Raw genomic sequence first — 14,999 nt, 5'->3', positions numbered from 1 at the left:
TCAAGCCCGGGCAGAGACTGTCGCGAGCGTTAGCTTGCAGAGGTCCGTGATGTCGTAAATGGGGAGTCTCGTCTTACGCCGAAGAGCATTTGCGACGACTGGAAAGCCGGTACACTCGAAGAGCACCATTGCTATATTGGGATGTTCTGCACGGAGCTGCGTGATGCGGTCTCCTACTTCTCGTTCGATTTGATCCAGCTCTGTTCGAACGAATGGCCGAGCCAATGCGTTGCATACATAATTCCCGCCTTCGATTCCTCCTATGACAACGCGCTCGCGAACAACTGCACCATCAATGCCCAACAAGTCTTCCGTGCAGTATCGGGCGTCGGCGGTTAAAACGGCGAGTTTTTTCGCAGGCGCAAGCTGCCGCAGAAGGGACGGAATCAGGAGCAAACTGGAGGTTACGACCGGCACGTTGACAGCTGCGGCGATCGCTGGCTGATGACGAATAAAAAAGCCGCAGTCAGCGGCAATTACATCGGCACCTCGATCTATAAGACGCTTGGCAGCTGCCACGCAGGCGCCTTCGAGCGAAGCGTCTCCGCGAATGATCACCTCCGCCGTAGCGCCTTCAACCATTTCTGTAATTACCGGTCGGTTGAAAGTCGCAGGGTGCAGTAGCGATCCTTCGCGCGGAGAGAAACCCGGGTTCTCGGCCGTCAAGCCTTCGTCGAGCTCAAGAATGCCGAGAGTGATGCTGCTTTGCGAAGACATGATGAGCTCCATTGGTTTGAACAGTTTTTTCACCGCTCCAAGAAGAATTCACATTGCCTGGCTATGAGGGAAATGTGGGGCGGTCCGTCACATTGCAATTACAAAGCCTTTTACGGCAGACACCCTTCTGCGATGTCTAACCGGTTTTGTGAGTGATCACTCGATCCTCGTTCCCACCTTATTAGCAATCGCCCTAGCAAAGGCGAGATTGGCAATGGCGGTGTCCTGAATCCCTGTCCCGGTCAGATCGGCGATGGTGATCTGGTTATCGTTGGTCCGTCCAGCGATCGTACCGGCAGTAATTTGGCCGAGTTCAGGAAAAACTTGCTCTTCAGCGACTGCGCCGGCTGCTATTGCATGGTGCAGTTCACCCAGCCGACGCGTTTGAGCGAGGCTGTCCGCGACATAGAGATCGGCGCGGGCAATTGCCTGCGGCTCAACCTCATTCTTGTGTTCAGCATCCGAACCCATGGCCGTGATGTGTTGCCCCGGTTCGAGCCACTGTGCCTCAAGGATCGGACGATAGGCCGGGGTTGTGGTGATGATGACATGCGCACCTGCGACCGCCTCTTTCCCGCTTCTGCAAGCGGTGACGCTGATGCCCAATTGGTCGGACAGTTCTCGCGCCGTCTTTGCCGCCCTGGAGTTGTCGCGCGCCCAAATGCGGGCCTCCTGAATTGGCCGAACCAGCATGAGCGCCTGCAGTTGTAGGCGCGCCTGCATCCCAGCGCCAAATACAGCAGCCACCGACGAGTCTTTGCGGGCGAGGCGCATTGAAGCTACCGCGCCCGCGGCGGCCGTGCGGACATCGGTGAGATAGCCGTTATCCAGCAACAATGCCTGCACCAAGCCCGTCCTGCTGGACAGCAGTATCATCAGGCCATTGGTGCTGGGCAGACCAAGATCCGGATTGCCGAAAAAACCGGGGCTGATTTTTATGGCGAAGCCATCCAGGTCCGGGACATAGGCCGTTTTGACGTCAACTTCGCCGCGATGCTCGACAATATCCAGACGAAGAATTGGTGGCATCACCACGCTTTTCGTCGCCAGCGTGCGAAACGCCTCTTCGACGCAACGGACCGCCTCCAGATCCAATGACACCAGCTTTCTCAGCTGGTGTTCCGTTAAGATCATCATCGACCTCATGAGCCTGTCCTCGGCCATTCCTTGTCATTGCTGACGAGGCGCTTATGCAAATTCATATCGATATTGCGACCCGATAGTACGGTCACAACCGGTCCCCGCAGATCGTTGATCTTGTTTGCTAGCAAAGCGGCGATGCCGATCGCCCCGGCACCCTCCACAACCTCGCGCTCCCGCGCGTAGGCATGTCGAATGCCAGCGGCGATTTCGGATTCGCTCAACAATATGACGTCGTCCAACAGATCCCGGCACATGGAAAATGTCCATTTGTTGGCGAGCCCGATCCCGCCGCCGAGTGAATCCGCTAGAGTTTGGAATTCTTCGACCTGAACAGGGCGCCCCGCATCAAGGCTTGCTTTCATCGCGGCGCCGCGATCCATCGTAAGCCCAATGACCCGCGCATCGGGTCGAAGGCTTTTGACAGCAGCCGCCACTCCCGAAGCCAATCCTCCGCCCGATAACTGAATAAGAACAGTAGCCACGTCTGGCAGCGCCTCAAGGATTTCCAGTCCCAGTGTGCCTTGACCCGCGATGACCGCAGGGTGATCAAACGGTGGTATAAGGCATCGTCCGTCGCCTGATAATCTCTCGGCCTCTTCCTGAGCGTCATCCTGCGATCGACCGACGATCCGAACCTCAGCCCCTAGGCGCCGAATTTCCGAAACCTTGTTCTCAGGCACCAGATTTGACATGCAGATCGTTGCATTCACGCCGCAAGCGTTTGCCGCGAAGGAAAGTGCGCGCCCGTGATTGCCGGTCGAGGCGGCGACAACTCCCCGTCGCCTCTCTTCTTGAGAAAGCTGGAGAACCGCATTGAAGGCGCCGCGCAGCTTGAAACTGCCCGTGGTCTGCCGGTGCTCCAGTTTAAGATAAACCGGAACTCGAGAAACGCTCGATAACGAACACGATTGCGCAAGCGGCGTCGTTAGGATGTGATTTTTGATGCGCTTTCCGGCATCTTCGATATCATTGAGATCAATCATTCAGGTCACCCGCGGCGCGAAAACAGTTATCACGCGTTTTGGAACAGCTCCCAGCAGTAACGGATAGCCAGTTCTGTTGTCGGGATTAGCGTCTTGTCTGAGACGCCAAAGCTCGGCGTATGGACGCCGGACTCGTTTCCGGCCTCCTTGCTGCCGAACCAGAAATAAATCGATGGCAGGCAGCTGGCATAGAAGCCGAAGTCGTCGCTGCCCGAGCTCGCTGAGCCTTCGACGTACCTGTCCTCGCCGTCAGTCCGCACCACGATGTGCTTAAACAGCTCGACCATTGCGCGGTCGTTAACCACAGGAGGTTCGCCGGCATGCGAGCTGAACTCCGCCCGTCCGCGGTGCATGGCAGCAACCCCTTCGGCGATTTCGCCAACGCGCTGGACCAACAGCTTTCTCCGCTCGGGGCTGCTTGTCCGGATCGTTCCGGTCATCGTGACCGTCGGGCAGATGATGTTCGTCGCCTCCCCACCACGGATTGTCCCAATGGTGACGATCGCACCATCGTCTACCGGCATTTCCCGGGATACGACTTTTTGCACTTCATTGATGAAAGCGCCGGCGATCGCAATTGCGTCCACCCCGAGATGCGGTTTGGCACCGTGTGCCATGGTCCCAGTGAATTCGAGCGATAACTGGTCTGCCGATTTCGTTACAGCGCCCGCACGAGCGCCGTATGAGCCGACAGGAATGTCCGTGCGAACATGAAATCCTACTGCTGCGTCGAACCCGTCGAGCAACTTTTGGTCAACGACGGTCCTGCCGCCGAGCGGCTCCGCTTCCTCGGCCGGCTGAAAGAAGACCCGCAGCCTTCCTGAGAAATTTTCACGCATGCGATGGAACGCAAGTGCGGTTCCCAAGGCGATTGAGCCGTGCATGTCATGGCCGCACGCGTGCATCACGCCAGGCACTTGTGACCTATAAGGCAAATCCTCGCGGGCTTCCTGTATGGGAAGGGCATCAATGTCGCCACGCAGTGCGATTGACCGATTTGCGCCTGGGGCCAAGCCCTGAATATCGACGTAGACACCGGTGTTGTGGAAGGTCGCAACTTCCGTCAATCCGAAGCTGGCCAAGGTTTCGATGATCCGTTTCTGGGTTTTCCACTCATTGTTGGAAAGCTCGGGCTCGCGATGCATTGCGTGTCGCATTTCGACAACTGCATTGCGTTCGACTTCGGAGAGTAGGTTGTTCGTCGTGTTGTTCATCGTCACGGTCTTTTCATGGTTGTCTGGCATCGAGGCTAGCAGCATGTGAGCGGCAAAACCCGTCGATTTGAACGCAGATCTCGCAGTGTTCCTGCAAAACGGCGGTTGCGCGCGATTTGAAAAGGATCACCATCGCTACGCCTCGATAGGGATCGCGAAGCTCGCCTTGAGGCGATCCATTACCACCATGGTCTTGAAGCCTTTGATATCTGCATTTTCATAGAAGAACCGCCGCGTAAAATGTTCGTAATCCTCCATGTCCTTGGCGGTGACGACGAGCATGAAGTCGGCATCCCCCGTTACATAGAAGCCCATCATCACCTCACGGGTATTTCGTATCGCCGTCTTAAATCTGTCGACGATGTCAGCCCTTTCTCGCTCAAGGGACACCATGACGATCATGGTGATATGTCGTCCGACGGCCTTAGGTGAGACAATGGAAACATCGCCCTCGATCACACCCTCGTTGCGCAACCGCCTCAAGCGTCGTTGGCAAGCCGTTGGAGAGAGATGAACGACGGCCGCGAGTTCCTCCGAGGTCAGCCGATTATTCTTTTGAACCGCTTGGAGAAGCGCGATGTCCGCGCGATCGAGTTCGACCATCATCTGCCCTCCCCAAGGATGCAAACTGGGGAGGCGCCGCGGACGCATGCGAGGCCAATGAGGCCTTTCAAGCTTCTGTCGCTCCTCGGTCTGCGGCGCAGATAGTCATCCGACTTGGTCACGCCATTTCGAGAGCGAAGGAGACATGCTGGAATCAGATGAGTATGCACCGAATTTAGTCTCTATTTCACGAACAGCTTACGCGGGGTCATTGTCAGTGGCTCGTAACCCGTGTCGGAGACGGCGAAGCTCTGTGTGATGGTGATGCCGACATTGTCGAGCCACAGGCCGGGCATCATGTGGAACACCATGCCGGGCTTGAGCACCGTTTCGTCGCCCTTGCGAATGCTCGCAGTGCGTTCGCCAGAGGCCGGAGGGAACCCAATGCCGGTCGGATAGCCGATGCGAGACTCTTTCTCGATCCCGTGCCGCGCAAGGGCCTTCCGGAAGTCGCCATCGACCTCCGAGCAGGTTCGCCCGGGTCGAACTGCTTCCAGCCCGGCGTTCAAGGCCTCGACAGCGATTTCCGACAGGTTCAGGAAAGCGGATGAAGGCTGGCCGACGACGATCGTGCGCGCCATGTTGACCTGGTACCGATGACGGCAACCGTTCAGCTCCAGGTTGACAACGGTGGACTCCGGCAGGGGATCGTCCGTCCAGGCGGCATGCGGCGCGATTGAGCGTTCGCCAATGCATAAATCGGGAGGGCAACAAGGATAGTCGCCACCGAACTGGGGCGTGCCCGAAATCTGCTGGTGATAGATCGCAGCAGCAATATCGCACTCACGGACCCCGGCTTGCACCATATCGATGACGCGCGTCATGGCGGCGTCCGCAAGCTGGCCAGCTTGACGCATAATGGCCACCTCGGCCGGGCTCTTTACGAGCCGGATCCATCCAACAAGAAGATCGGCGTCGACGAACTCGGCATTCGGCAAGGCTCGCGTGAGATCTGCGTGGCCGCGGGCCGGATAGTAATATCCCCCCATCTCGACGCCGATACGCGCCCTTTCCCCTCCGAGTTCCTTCACGATATCGCCCATGAAAGTATAGGCCGAGAGCGTTGCAGATTGAACATAGGTGTCTGGATAGGCTCGGATGTTGTCCTCGGCTAGATAGGTGGTCATGGAGGCGGAAACTCGGTCCATGAAACGGCCAATCCAAAGCGGTTCCGCGTGGTCTTGCGTCACAATCACCATTTGCGGTGTGTAGAAGGAATACGCATTGTAGCCGGTAAGGTAGTTCTGGTTTGGCGGTTCTGAGAGGAGGAGGATGTCGATCCCTCTCTTTGCCATTTCCTTTTTGACGGCGGCCAGACGAGTTTGGAATTCGGCTAGTTCGAAATGTATATCTTTCATATTGATCCCACAGCGGATTAGGATAGCCGACCAAGTTTCGTATTGCCGACAATGCCGAGCCGGTTACGCCTGTGACGGCCACATTGCGCCCTGTCTATGCAAATCGACAACTTCCGGACAGGCCAACGGGGCATTACCAGCATCCTCTGAATCACAACACAGTTTCGCTCAGGATGCAACGTTTGTTTTAGTGTTTGTCCAATGGCACAAACGAACCAAACGCCCACCCGCCGCGCTTCGTAGTTCAAATGGAAGGCATTCTACGAACCTAGGAATGAATTGAGGCAAGCTCTGACATTCGATTTCAGAACCGCGTCCAATCGCTGGTTTCCCTAGGGAAAAGGGTAGACCATTAGAATGGCGCTAAAAATTGGTGGCGCAACCGTTGACAGCGCCACCTATTATCTCTCGCCAATGGACAGATTATTGAAGAATCCACTCGTTCCAGCGTTGAACAAGGCGCTCCTTGTTCGACTTGCCATCCGGTCCGATCTCGTTATACCACTTGCTTTGGAGAGCGAAGCTCGAAGATGCATAGTCCGGATGCGAAGCAAGTTTTCGGGCCAGATTGTCAGGTATCGTTTTGAATGCGTGCTCGTTAGTGGGACTAAGCGCAAATAGCTGGGCGAACGCCGCCTGCCGATCGGCGCGGCCCGTGAATTCGACGAATTTCTGCGCGTTCTCCGAATTGGGGCTTCCCTTCGGGATGCACCAGTAGTCGGTCATGAGCATAGCTTCGTTTCGGTTGATCTCGATTGGCGCGCCCTCGTCGATAAGGGAGAGTGCCCGCCCATCGTAGGATTGAACGATGTCAGCGGCGTTGTCTCGCATGATTTGCAGGACCTCGGAGGCAGTCGTCCACCATTTGCGAATGTGGGGCTTAATCTTGTCTAAGCTGGCGAAAACCCGGTCAATATCCATCGGGTAGAGCTTGCCCATGGGAACACCGTCCGCTAGGAGAGCTTCCTCCCAAGGTCCGCCTCCACGCTCGCCGGTCACTAGGGCACGAACCCCAGGAAACTTTTCGACATCCCAGAATTCGGCCCAGGAGGTCGGCCTGGGTTTGTCAGCCGGAAACTTCTTGGTGTTATACACCATATTCGCAGAATAGACGTAGGAGGCGAAGCCGTTGGGCTGCTTGGCGTAATCCGGTAGTGCTTCCAGTTCTTCCTTCTGCCAGTTCGAATATTGGATTTCCTCAAGGTACCCCTTGGCGGCCAGCGGATCCACGTATGTTTGACCTAACATAACCACATCGGCGGAGATGTTCTTGGTGTCAACCATCATCGAGATCTGCGTTGACGTGAAGTCTGCCTTGATAAAAGTGACCTTGATCCCGGTCTCAGCCTCGAACGGCTTTAAGAACGCCTCATTAAAGGCATCACCCGCGTTGCCGCCGCTAAAGTTCACTCTCAGTTCGCCAGCCGACGCCGCCAACGCACGACCAGAGGCAGAAGACAATGCACCGGCCACCATCGCGGACGATGTGGCCTGCATGAAGCGCCTGCGATTTATCAAAAAGCTCATTTTTTTCGTTCCCTCTGTTGTTCTCTTGCCAATGAAAAGAATTTCACTTGTTCAGCGCAGATGGACACACCGGGATCTCACCGATGTTTGCATACGATTTCAGAAAGCTTGCTTCAGATTGGAGCCGGTCGCGGCATTGTGGCCTTTCCCGCCAGGATCAAATTTCCGAGAGAACCAGCCCTGGTGAATACAAGGGCTGGCACATCTGTTGTTTAAGAGCACTGAATACAATCAGGCAGGGTTGACGGTCGTTTTTTGTAGAGTGCCTCTGGTTCGCCATAGTGTGAAATAAAGGGCGACCAGCCAGACAACGGGCAACAGCGTCAACAGGGCGCCAACCGCAGCAATCGTGGGGTCAACTTGCTGCTTCAAGTTCTCCAGCATCTTTAGTGGCAGCGTCGGAATCGCATAGCCGCTGACAAAAGAGGTTATAATTACTTCGTCAAACGATGCCAGGAATGCAAACAGAGCACCACCAATTATGCCAGAGCGGATCAGGGGCAGCGTCACCCGCATGAAGGTCTGTGTCGGCCCGGCCCGCATGCTCATTGCGGCTTGCTCGAGCCTGCGGTCGAACCCGGAGAGCGTCGCTAGGACAACCACGACAACATAACCGATGGCACCAATTGCTTGGCCCAGGATAATCCCGGTACTGGTCCCAACAAGTCCAAGTCTTGCCAGTCCAAGGTAGACGGCCACGCCGACCACGATCACTGGAAATGTAATAGGCGTCAGAATAGTCATCGTCAAACTCGAGCGCAGGCGAGTTGAGCATCGGCTGAGTCCAAAGGCTGCCATTGTTCCAACTATGGTGGACACGGCGCTAACGATCACGGCGAATTGGAAGCTGTTCCACAACGCACCGATCCACGAAGGATCATTGAAGAAAGAATAGTACCACCGGAGAGAAAGCTCTCTTGGCGGAAACTCAAGAAACTCTCCCGCACTAAACGAAATTGCGATCACGATTAGGCCAGGCGCCAGCAGATAGATCATAACGATCGTTAGGAATCCCGCTCCGATAATCTGTGACCACGGGGTCACTCGCTGACCCTGATAGAGTTTCCCCGCCCAGCGCTTTGCCCGGCGCGACACGCCGAGTTCGTTGATGTAGCGGGCTAGATTGCTGAATAAGGGAAACCGGCTCGCTCTAACCTTCTGTTCAGTAGCGCCGGGTTGACCGTGAGCGCTCGCGAGGTTGACGCCTGCCATGGAAAGGACCACAAGGGCCATCGCGAGCAGTACAAATGCTGCTGCGGCGGTCGGCGCCATATCCAACGTAGTCGTGAGCTGCGAATTAATGAGCGTCGAAAGCATGGTGTCGCCCAGTCCGCCAAGGGCTTGGGGGGTAACATAGAAACCGAGACAAACGACAAAAACTAGAATGCAACCGCTTCGCACGCCCGGGATGCTGAGGGGCAGAAACACGCGTAAGAAGGCCGTGAGATGCCTTGCACCCATGCTTCGAGCAGCTGCCATCAATGAGCTGTCGATATTCACCATGACGCTGACCATTGGCAAGATCATCATGGGCAGCATAATGTGCACCATACCAACGTAGACCGCGAAACGGTTGTAGATCAAGGACAGCGGTGTGTCGATAAGACCGACATTCAGCAGAAAGTTGTTAATCAGTCCATTGTCGCCAAGAACCACCGTCCAAGCATAAGTGCGCACGAGAGCGCTCGTCAGCCAAGGTAGAAAGACAAGCACCATCAGGAGGGGCCGAGCACGGCCCGCAATTGCGATCAAGTAGGCTGTCGGGTAGCCGATGATCAAGCAAAACGCCGTGGCGACGAGACTGATCTTGAACGTCTGAAACAGGATCAGGACGTAAGACCGCTGCGCAAAAAATCCCTCATAGTTAGCAAGAGAAAATGACGGCGCGTTTACGCTTGTCAAAAACAAGAGGATCATCGGAATACCGAAAACCGCGAACAGCAGGCCGAAGGCCGGCACGGTAAGCAGGATCGGCATCGACCGAATTCTTTTTTGAATCGTCTTCATGGGCATGGTCCTCCAGTTACGCCGCCACCAAGCGGATATCAGACCGAAGCCAGTTGAGGCGAACCTCATCTCCGGGCTGGAAGACTTGCTGGCCGGAGGCTACGTGCTCGCGGGCGACCAGCACAGATTTGCCAATACGCACCCGATATCTCCTCAATGGACCTGCGTAGATCATATCTTCGACGATGCCGGATACGAACTGCCTTTGATCGGCATCTCCATTCTTTGGAGCTGAAGGAGCGCCAATGCCAATGCGCTCCGGCCGCAGCATCGAAACCATACCGGAAGATGGAACGGCGTCGGATTCCACCTTGAACTCGGTATTCTCAAGGATGTTGGCTTCGCCCAAGAAATTGGCCACAAAGCGCGTCTTTGGACGATCGTAGAGTGCCTCAGGTGTGTCGATTTGCTCGATTTGACCGGCTCGCATTACCACGATGCGGTCCGACAAGGTAAGGGCTTCCTCCTGATCATGCGTCACACAAATTGTCGTCTTCCCAAACTCCCTGTGCAGTTCTTTGATTTCGACCTGCATCTGTTCGCGCAGGTTACGATCAAGCGCACCGAGCGGCTCGTCGAGAAGCAAGATTGGCGGATCAGCAATCAACGCGCGCGCAACGGCTACGCGTTGCTGCTGGCCGCCACTCAATTGAGAGGGCATGCGGCTGCCGAATTCTGCGAGGCGGACACGTTCAAGCATTCGGCTGACCCGCGTGGCCCTATCTGCCGCCTTGATCCCGCGCATTTCTAGCGGAAACTCCAGATTGCGATGAACCGTGAGATGCGGAAAAAGGGCATAGCTCTGGAAAACGATTCCTTGGTCCCGACGATACGACGGAACCTCGGAGACTGATTTTCCGGCAATGCGAATATCGCCGCTAGTTGGTGCCGTGAAGCCGGCAAGCAACATCAAAGCCGTTGTTTTCCCTGAACCGCTTGGACCGAGAATAGTCAGGAACTCACCCCGAGAAACGGAAAGCGAAATATCCTTAACCGCTGCCACGGCCCCATACATCTTCGTGACATTACAAAATTCAATTTGGGCGGCAACTGGGTAGTTCTTCAACACTTCGTCCTCGGCAGGAAGATAACTTTTTAGATTCAGGTTCATTGCGATACTCCAGCAGGATCAATGCGCCGACTTGACGAAGTTGCTCCTGGAAAGACAGGGATAAGGTGGCGCCATCCAAACTTTCATCGATCGGCAAACCTGCCGAGGGGATGAACGCCACCCTTTTCGTCGATACGAAGGATTATTGAAGAATCCACTCGTTCCAGCGTTGAACAAGGCGCTCCTTGTTCGACTTGCCATCCGGTCCGATCTCCGCATACCACTTGCTTTGGAGAGCGAAGCTCGAAGCTGCATAGTCGGGATGCGAAGCAAGTTTGCGGGCCAGATTGTCAGGTATCGTTTTAAAGGCGTTCTTGTTGGTGGGAGCCTGCGGGAACAATTGGGCGAACGCCGCCTGCCGGTCGGCGCGGCCCGTGAATTCGACAAATTTCTGCGCGTTCTCCGAATTGGGGCTTCCCTTCGGGATGCACCAGTAGTCGGTCATGAGCATAGCTTCGTTTCGGTTGATCTCGATTGGCGCGCCCTCGTCGATAAGGGAGAGTGCCCGCCCATCGTAAGATTGAACGATGTCAGCGGCGTTGTCTCGCATGATCTGCAGGATCTCGGATCCGCTCGTCCACCATTTGCGAATGTGGGGCTTGATCTTGTCCAAGCTGGCGAAAACCCGGTCAATATCCATCGGGTAGAGCTTGTCCATGGGAACACCGTCCGCCAGGAGGGCTTGCTCCCAAGGTCCTTGTCCACGCTCGCCGGTCACTAGGGCTCGAACCCCAGGAAACTTTTCGACATCCCAGAATTCGGCCCAAGAGGTCGGCCTGGGTTTGTCAGCCGGAAACTTCTTGGTGTTATACACCATATTCGCAGAATAGACGTAGGAGGCGAAGCCGTTGGGCTGCTTGGCGTAGTCCGGCAGTGCCTCCAGTTCTTCCTTCTTCCAATTCGAATATTGGATTTCCTCAAGGTAGCCCTTGGCGGCCAGCGGATCCACTGCCGTTTGGCCGAGGTTAACCACATCGGCGGAGACATTCTTAGTGTCAACCATCATCGAGATCTGCGTTGACGTGAAGTCTGCCTTGATAAAAGTGACCTTGATCCCGGTCTCAGCCTCGAACGGCTTCAAGAACGCCTCATTAAAGGCATCCCCTACGTTGCCGCCGCTAAAGTTCACTCTCACTTCGCCAGGCGACGCCGCCAACGCGCGACCAGAGGCAGAAGACAATGCACCGGCCACCATCGCGGACGATGTGGCTTGCATGAAGCGCCTGCGATTTATCAAAAAACTCATTTTCGTTCCCTCTGTTGTTCCCTTGCCCGTCAAGAGAATTGCACCTTTTCAGCGCAGCTGGACGCGAGACAGGATCTCATCCGATGCTCGCACAGGAGTGAAGAACGCTTGCTATGGTTGGATGTGGATCATGTGCTCGGCGGCCTCGCGCGAAATCGCTCCTCCGAATTGCATCAGCCGGACAAGTGAGCTCCGGCACTCCAACCTTAAGCAGCAACCTCCCCTGCCAACGCTGACAACCGGAGCATGCCTAGCGCACTACGACAAGAAATGCAACAAATGTTTTATTAGAGCTCTTCTGCATCAAGCGTATCATAGATGATTGAGGTTGAAAGAGCCCCGATTTACTGTTCCGCGGAAGGCGGCAGGTCGGTGCAAAGATAACTTTCCGACGATCGTTGCGATTGGGCATACGGCTGTCGGCCCCCACGCCGAGCATTTTCAACGCTATTTGCGGCCCTGCGCCAAATGATTCATTGACACAATAGTGGCCCATATGTTTCATGCCGTTCGAAGATGGTTCACTCTCGTCAGAAGGGTTGGCCGAATTGATGAGCTATCCGCTGGCCGCGGATTCGAACCTGAGAGGCCTTCAACAAAAAAGGGAAGAGGTTAATGGCATTCCTTGGCAGTGATGTCCGGCAGTATCGGTACAAACTGATGTATGAACTCATGGATCGGGAAAATTTGGATGCAGTTGCATTCGCAACTACCGAATTTTTTCACTTCGCGACGAATTTCCAGGCCGATATTAGCGTTTGGGAGAGGCCGATTGTTTGTGTCATTCCGCGAAACGGTGAGCCTTTTACCGTGTTGAACGAACTGTCGATGAATAACTGGCGTTACGCGGACGCAGACGGGCGGGTCTGGGTATCTGACGCAAGCTTTTATGCGGAGCATCCTCGACTCAGCAATCGCATGTATCTTGTAAACGAATGGCCGGAGATGGTCGCTGCAAAGTTGCGCGCTGCTGGTTTAGGAAAAGCTCGTATAGGGGCTGACGTGAGTGGCGGCCCGTTGCAGAAGGCGGTCGCGCTACTCCCTGACGTACGTCTTGTATCAAAGACGTCGGAATTTCGTGCGCTGCGGTGGGTCAAACACCCGGAAGAAATTGCGCTGATGCGGGAAATTGCAAGCCTGACGGACTGGATGCAAGAACGCTACCGAGAAAACATCCGTCCCGGAAGGCTCGTGATGGAATTGGATATGGCAATGGGTGTCGAGTTTGCTCAGGAGGCGGCAAAGAGATTTCCGGCGCAAGACGTCCAAGTGCTCGATCTTTGGACAATTTCAGGTCCGGCTGCGGCGACTCCACATGGAGACGGCAAACGATCCGGGGCGGTTATCGAAAAAGGCCACGTACTGATAAACCTGATCATCCCGCGGATCAACGGACTGGTCGTAGAGAATGAACGAACCTGGTTTTGTGGCAAGCCGGATCCCCAACAAGAGCGATTCTTCGAGGTGGCCCTTGCAGCGAATGAAGCTGGAATTGAAGCTGCAGTTACCGGAAAACCCGTGTCTGGGATCGACTCAGCTGCGCAAGCCGTTATTGAGAAGGCAGGCTTCGGAGACTACATCATGCACCGGACCGGACACGGGATGGGCTTGCTGTGTCACGAATATCCTGAAGACATGGCATTCAATCACCGCCACTTACTTGAGAACGAGGTCTATTCAGTCGAGCCAGGACTTTACGTATACGGTCTTGGCGGATACCGGCAAGACGATACCGTGGTTGTCGGAGCAAAGCCGGAAGTGCTGACGAGTTCGCCTAAAGATTTAAAGCGCCAGACAATTTTGTGAACCTCGGGAAGTCGGCGGCGGTGTAAAAGCACCGCCGCCGTGCCATCAGAATGCGACGGCCTTTGCAACGCTTGGGCTACCGCGACACGAGCGTTGCGCGCCAGCCAGATTTTCAGCCAGTTTCGAAAGTCACGATGAGCTCAAGCGCCAGAAGGCGCGATTCAAAGCTATTAACACCTCCAACCATAGCTTCCGCGACGAACCCTCGTACGAACCCTCGTATCACTCAGGTTGTATAGTTTCCTCCTGTTCGCACCGGTGAGTTAAGAAAAAACGGTCTTTAGCCTCGCTGGGGAAGCCCGCCGCCGTGAAATCACATCCGGCAATGTCTTTTCGAAGCGGGACGTTTTACGCTTCTGCGGATCGTGATGCGTTCTCGGAAGGTGTCTTTCAGAGTCCATTCAAACAAGGAATGCTGGTGCGAGGCAATGGCTGTAGAGACCTGCGAGGTCGCATATTTCTGGGGTGTAATGCTCGGCCGCGTCCAATAGGTTGATCCAGCCTATTACATCGTTTCGCCAAATGACTGCGGTGTTCAGCATGCTTCCTAAGCCCATTTGGGACAACAATTCATGGTCCCCAAGGACCCGCTTGAGATCGATGCTATTTCTGCCAACAAAGTGACGGCCGGCGCCAACCTCCCTGCTCCATTCGTCATCCGCGATTGGCTTGGTGCCTCCGAGTGGGAAATGATTGAGATCGCTCGAGTATATTCTCCGTTGAACGCCGGCAGCCTTATCGACTTTCAATAAGGTGAAGAGTTTGTGTCCGAACTCCTTTTGGAAAGCCTTGTCTCCCAACGCCATCAGGTCATCGGTTTTACTTAGGCGGCAGGCCTGGTCATTGAATACGACAAGACGTTCGTATTGATCGTGTCTGAGAGAGTAGCTCATAGCGGTTCCTTGAGATTATTCATTTCCGGGTCGAACATCTTGTTCTGTCAGGATTGCAGGTCGGCCCCCGCCAAAATAGCGGTGATGCCCGAACGAGCTTTGCAAAGTTGCAACCACCCTCTTCCGTGTGAGCGTAAAGCAAGTGGAAGATAAGTTGAATCCATGAGCAGCTCGACTCATGCGGCGACCGATCAATCGATACATATGTTGCATATCAGCGTCAACTGCCCCACATGTTGCATCTATATTGATCCTACGCCCTCACCCAGAATTGCCTTTCGCGTAAATTTCGGACGGGTACTATTTCCGCCAAGCTATAAAGAAGTTTTCATTCGTCGAACGGGCCGCGCGCCAATGCCGTATACCACTTACCACTCGAAAAGGGCGCGCT

At 55.1% G+C, this 14,999-nt stretch carries 12 protein-coding genes; 1 reads left to right on the top strand and 11 read right to left on the bottom strand.

Going from position 1 to position 14,999, the window contains the following annotated elements; genetic code table 11:
• From NXC24_RS23240 to NXC24_RS23195, 10 genes are all read right to left on the bottom strand, one after another.
• On the bottom strand, positions 1-717 hold the full coding sequence (locus tag NXC24_RS23240; RefSeq protein WP_104825944.1) for a hypothetical protein: 717 nt from the start codon (positions 715-717) through the stop codon (positions 1-3).
• 156 nt (positions 718-873) lie between these two features.
• Positions 874-1,863, bottom strand: a complete 990-nt coding sequence (gene eutC / locus NXC24_RS23235; protein WP_104825788.1) for an ectoine utilization protein EutC — start codon at positions 1,861-1,863, stop codon at positions 874-876.
• The gene (gene eutB, locus NXC24_RS23230) at positions 1,860-2,843 is read right to left on the bottom strand and encodes a hydroxyectoine utilization dehydratase EutB (RefSeq protein WP_104825787.1); all 984 of its coding nucleotides are present in this window, start codon (positions 2,841-2,843) and stop codon (positions 1,860-1,862) included. Before eutB ends, eutC begins: the two co-directional genes overlap by 4 nt.
• Positions 2,844-2,872: 29 nt before the next feature.
• Positions 2,873-4,057, bottom strand: a complete 1,185-nt coding sequence (locus NXC24_RS23225) for a M20 family metallopeptidase (protein WP_104825943.1) — start codon at positions 4,055-4,057, stop codon at positions 2,873-2,875.
• Positions 4,058-4,192: 135 nt separating this feature from the next.
• Positions 4,193-4,660: an Lrp/AsnC family transcriptional regulator gene (locus NXC24_RS23220; RefSeq protein ID WP_104825942.1), complete on the bottom strand. Its 468-nt coding sequence runs from the start codon at positions 4,658-4,660 to the stop codon at positions 4,193-4,195.
• A 182-nt stretch (positions 4,661-4,842) separates the two neighbouring features.
• Positions 4,843-6,018, bottom strand: a complete 1,176-nt coding sequence (locus NXC24_RS23215; protein ID WP_104825786.1) for a Xaa-Pro peptidase family protein — start codon at positions 6,016-6,018, stop codon at positions 4,843-4,845.
• Positions 6,019-6,441: 423 nt separating this feature from the next.
• Positions 6,442-7,545 (bottom strand): ABC transporter substrate-binding protein, encoded by a 1,104-nt coding sequence (locus tag NXC24_RS23210; RefSeq protein ID WP_104825785.1) that lies wholly within the window; start codon positions 7,543-7,545, stop codon positions 6,442-6,444.
• 231 nt (positions 7,546-7,776) lie between these two features.
• Entirely contained in the window at positions 7,777-9,552 is a 1,776-nt protein-coding gene (locus NXC24_RS23205; RefSeq protein WP_104825784.1) for an ABC transporter permease subunit, read from the bottom strand.
• Positions 9,553-9,568: 16 nt separating this feature from the next.
• Positions 9,569-10,663: an ABC transporter ATP-binding protein gene (locus NXC24_RS23200; RefSeq protein WP_104825783.1), complete on the bottom strand. Its 1,095-nt coding sequence runs from the start codon at positions 10,661-10,663 to the stop codon at positions 9,569-9,571.
• A 142-nt stretch (positions 10,664-10,805) separates the two neighbouring features.
• Positions 10,806-11,909: an ABC transporter substrate-binding protein gene (locus NXC24_RS23195; protein WP_104825782.1), complete on the bottom strand. Its 1,104-nt coding sequence runs from the start codon at positions 11,907-11,909 to the stop codon at positions 10,806-10,808.
• A gap of 615 nt (positions 11,910-12,524) precedes the next feature.
• Here NXC24_RS23195 and NXC24_RS23190 point away from each other — a divergent pair.
• Positions 12,525-13,715 carry a Xaa-Pro peptidase family protein gene (locus tag NXC24_RS23190; protein WP_104825781.1) on the top strand — a complete coding sequence of 397 codons (1,191 nt, stop codon included), beginning with the start codon at positions 12,525-12,527 and terminating at the stop codon, positions 13,713-13,715.
• A gap of 401 nt (positions 13,716-14,116) precedes the next feature.
• Here NXC24_RS23190 and NXC24_RS23185 read toward each other — a convergent pair whose 3' ends face one another.
• A complete protein-coding gene (locus NXC24_RS23185; RefSeq protein ID WP_104825780.1) occupies positions 14,117-14,608 on the bottom strand; it encodes a hypothetical protein in 492 nt (163 codons plus the stop codon).
• Positions 14,609-14,999: the final 391 nt, after the last annotated feature.

This window comes from Rhizobium sp. NXC24, from assembly GCF_002944315.1.
In the GTDB taxonomy this organism is placed as follows: domain Bacteria; phylum Pseudomonadota; class Alphaproteobacteria; order Rhizobiales; family Rhizobiaceae; genus Rhizobium.
Note: the sequence above shows the minus strand (reverse complement) of the source record. Positions and strands in the feature narration are given on the sequence as shown.

Coding starts and splice junctions, on each gene's coding strand:
- eutC (WP_104825788.1), bottom strand. CDS start 1,863: ATGAGGTCGATGATGATCTTAACGGAACACCAGCTGAGAAAGCTGGTG.
- NXC24_RS23195 (WP_104825782.1), bottom strand. CDS start 11,909: ATGAGTTTTTTGATAAATCGCAGGCGCTTCATGCAAGCCACATCGTCC.
- NXC24_RS23190 (WP_104825781.1), top strand. CDS start 12,525: ATGGCATTCCTTGGCAGTGATGTCCGGCAGTATCGGTACAAACTGATG.
- NXC24_RS23200 (WP_104825783.1), bottom strand. CDS start 10,663: ATGAACCTGAATCTAAAAAGTTATCTTCCTGCCGAGGACGAAGTGTTG.
- NXC24_RS23240 (WP_104825944.1), bottom strand. CDS start 717: ATGTCTTCGCAAAGCAGCATCACTCTCGGCATTCTTGAGCTCGACGAA.
- NXC24_RS23210 (WP_104825785.1), bottom strand. CDS start 7,545: ATGAGCTTTTTGATAAATCGCAGGCGCTTCATGCAGGCCACATCGTCC.
- NXC24_RS23220 (WP_104825942.1), bottom strand. CDS start 4,660: ATGGTCGAACTCGATCGCGCGGACATCGCGCTTCTCCAAGCGGTTCAA.
- NXC24_RS23225 (WP_104825943.1), bottom strand. CDS start 4,057: ATGAACAACACGACGAACAACCTACTCTCCGAAGTCGAACGCAATGCA.
- NXC24_RS23205 (WP_104825784.1), bottom strand. CDS start 9,552: ATGAAGACGATTCAAAAAAGAATTCGGTCGATGCCGATCCTGCTTACC.
- eutB (WP_104825787.1), bottom strand. CDS start 2,843: ATGATTGATCTCAATGATATCGAAGATGCCGGAAAGCGCATCAAAAAT.
- NXC24_RS23185 (WP_104825780.1), bottom strand. CDS start 14,608: ATGAGCTACTCTCTCAGACACGATCAATACGAACGTCTTGTCGTATTC.
- NXC24_RS23215 (WP_104825786.1), bottom strand. CDS start 6,018: ATGAAAGATATACATTTCGAACTAGCCGAATTCCAAACTCGTCTGGCC.